Origin of the sequence: Marinobacter sp. ANT_B65 (assembly GCF_002407605.1) — a bacterium.
Classification (GTDB): Bacteria; Pseudomonadota; Gammaproteobacteria; order Pseudomonadales; family Oleiphilaceae; genus Marinobacter.
In genome coordinates this window covers 1-2782 of the sequence record NZ_NXGV01000008.1, presented here as the reverse complement: position 1 = coordinate 2782, position 2782 = coordinate 1, and the positions used below count along the sequence as shown (strand labels likewise).

The 2782-nt window shown below is 49.2% G+C and carries 5 protein-coding genes; 4 read left to right on the top strand and 1 reads right to left on the bottom strand.

All coding sequences use genetic code 11. From position 1 onward, the window contains the following. On the bottom strand, positions 1-987 hold a 987-nt coding region (locus tag CPA50_RS19290), incomplete at its 3' end, for an IS110 family transposase (protein ID WP_096784174.1). Between the two features lie 251 nt (positions 988-1238). On the opposite strand from CPA50_RS19290, the gene CPA50_RS19285 reads away from it, so the two are divergent. From CPA50_RS19285 to CPA50_RS19275, 4 genes are all read left to right on the top strand, one after another. Further along, positions 1239-1502 (top strand): hypothetical protein, encoded by a 264-nt coding sequence (locus CPA50_RS19285; RefSeq protein ID WP_096784173.1) that lies wholly within the window; start codon positions 1239-1241, stop codon positions 1500-1502. Next, positions 1499-1651: a hypothetical protein gene (locus tag CPA50_RS19505; RefSeq protein WP_179397269.1), complete on the top strand. Its 153-nt coding sequence runs from the start codon at positions 1499-1501 to the stop codon at positions 1649-1651. The genes CPA50_RS19285 and CPA50_RS19505 overlap by 4 nt, the downstream gene beginning before the upstream one ends. Then, positions 1652-1918 (top strand): type II toxin-antitoxin system RelE family toxin, encoded by a 267-nt coding sequence (locus tag CPA50_RS19280; protein WP_096784172.1) that lies wholly within the window; start codon positions 1652-1654, stop codon positions 1916-1918. A gap of 135 nt (positions 1919-2053) precedes the next feature. Next, positions 2054-2461 carry a hypothetical protein gene (locus CPA50_RS19275; protein WP_143750768.1) on the top strand — a complete coding sequence of 136 codons (408 nt, stop codon included), beginning with the start codon at positions 2054-2056 and terminating at the stop codon, positions 2459-2461. The last annotated feature ends 321 nt before the right edge of the window (positions 2462-2782 follow it).

Below are 2782 nucleotides of genomic sequence, written 5' to 3'. Positions count from 1 at the left end.
CATGAGCAGTGCCCATATAATCCGGGCATTCTTCGCTGCCAACGCGACGGCTGCCCGCTTGTACCCACGTCGCTCTACCAACTCTTTGGCCCAACTGCTTAGCCGGTCATTCTTATCGGATAATTTCGCTATGACTGCNCGGGTGCCATGAATTAACAGCGTTCGAAGATATTTGTCTCCGCGCTTGGTGATTCTGCCCAATCGGGGTTTGCCACCCGTCGAATATTGCCGGGGCACCAGACCCAGCCAGGCGGCAAAATGTCGTCCGCTTTTGAATTGTCTGGGATCAGGAGCGCTGGCGAGAATGGCTGTCGCGGTTTGTGGTCCAATGCCAGGGATAGCCATCAGGCGCTTGGCTTGCTCATCACGCCGGGCCATGGCTTCGATTTCCCTGTCATAAGCCAGGATCTCTTCATCAAGTTGTAGGATGCGCAGGTTGATGTTGTTGAGTAATCGCCTTGCCAGCATGGGTAAGCCGTTTTCGGCATCCTCCAGGATTTCTGGAATCCGGTGTCGAGCGTGATAGCGCCCTTGAGGGATGATCAGCCCGAACTCAGCCAGCAGTCCACGAATCTGGTTGATCTGGGCCGTGCGTTCTTTGATCAGCCCACGACGAATGCGGTGTAGGCAAAGTACCGCTTGTTGATCCTCGGTCTTGATCGCTACGAAACGCATATTGGGTCGACCGACAGCTTCGCAGATGGCCTCGGCATCGTTGTCGTCGTTCTTGCTGCTCTTGCGATAGGGGGCAACAAAGCGGGGGGCAATGATCCGGGCATCGTGGCCGAGCCTGGTCATCTCCCGTGCCCAGTAGTGGGCACCAGAACAGGCTTCCATACCGATCAGGCACGGTGGCAGCTGTGCAAAGAACGCCAGCAGTTTAGGGCGATTAAGCCGTTTGCGAACCACGACCTTGCCGTATTGATTGGTGCCATGAATACTGAACACAGTTTTCGCCAGATCGATGCCAATAGTTGTAACATTCATGAGGACTCCCCCTCTTCTGATTGAAGTCTGACTACACCTTCAATGTGGCACATGATTGATGCCATGGGAGCAGGGGGAGTCCATATCATTCGTTATGCGGGTAATTTTTCATCCAATGGCGAGGTAGTGATCTTGTTTGTGGTAGGTTGCCTACGTGTTTAAGAGGTTGTAACCTCTTGAAGCCGTTTCGTGCCTCTCGATCTAGTACGAAGCTAATAGTGAGCATTTTTAGACAGGAAAAGGAGTTTTTTGTGGGTATTGATGATCACAACGAGGCAGATGTTTCTCAATCCGAATCAATAAACGGATTTGTTAGATCGATTAAAGACCAGGAAAGGGAGCTTGTTCTTACCTCCGAGAAAACGATTGTCGGAGCTATATTAACCGCAGAGCAATATGAATGGTTTTTGGATCAATTAGACGCCTGTCAGGATGTCAGTTTTATCAACGATCGTTATGACGATAAGGACGGCTCTCAAAGCCTAGACGACTTTAAGAAGGACCTTGAAGAATGAGTTTTTTTGAAGATCGTAAACTCACAAGTAACGAAAGGGTAGAGATTACAAGGCGAAAGCTTGAGATCGCGCTCAAAAAGGAAGCCGGAAAAGTGAACGACCTAGCTGAGCTAAAAAAGGAATTAGGAATCGAAAAAAGAAAGGATTAAATGATGGCTTACAAGGTAGTTCTCCATAGAGAAGCAAAGAAGGATATTAAAAAGCTTCATCCACAGATTCGCAACCGTGTAATATCCGCCCTAGATCAGATTTCTGAAAACCCTAAGCTGCATGGCTCAATCCAATTGTCCGGTTATGTAGACATATATAGATATCGAGTGGGGCATTATCGAATTGTGTATCGTATTAATGAAGGCGAACTAGAAGTATTGGTGCTGGATGCAAAGCCTAGAGGAGAGGTTTATAAGAAATATTAGGCTGACCGGCCACTTTTCGTCTTTGTTTATGCTGCATAACCAGGCCATTCACCGGATGCCAAAACCTACGCTTCGCTACGGCTTTGTCACCGGCGATGGCAGGCGTTAAACACTTGATTGGTATCAGAGGTAGTCGTGGGACACGGAAAAGTCGAAACCGAAGCTGAACTAGATCAAAGGCGTCCAGGAGAAATTGCCTTTGGTGCTATTTGGCTAGCGTTCATTGCGGGGGACATTGCACTCACTACCGTAACTGAGAGTTCGCCGTCACCCTTGTATTGGTTATTGCTTGCTTACAGTATTTGGGCTTTAGTGACCGTCTTTGGGGTTCTTGGCCTGAAAGCTTGGGCGCACTGGTCATTTCTGATTATTGTAACGCTTTATTTTTTTAACGGTTTATCAGAAGCCATCCTGCTTTTCATGGGGATGGTGCCTGACGGGTACTTCGATTATTTTCATTTTCTTCCGATTCTTGTCTCCACCACCTGGATTTTTCTTTTCTGCCTAAAACCAGTGCGTTTGTTATTCGGGGTGCGGTGGTAAATTGTGATTAACAAATCGCTTAAGTATGTTCCCGGCCTGATGGCCGTCCACCGGACGTCCCTGACGGGCCGCCGCTTAGCTTGGCTACATGGACTCCCCCTGCGGTCAAGCAACGCCATTTGATTTCGAATCGGTTTGAGACTGCAGCTCTACATTCGGCCTCTGTGTGGGCGCTTTTGCCCGGGCCAGGATGATGATGCGTGTGAGTGATGGCCTCATTCGTTAGTCGGCTTGTTATAGCCGCTGAGCTAAACAGGCTCTATCACTCTTGGTCTGACCGTTCCGTCATCGCTTGCCGTTGCAAGACTCGGTTGGCAGGCG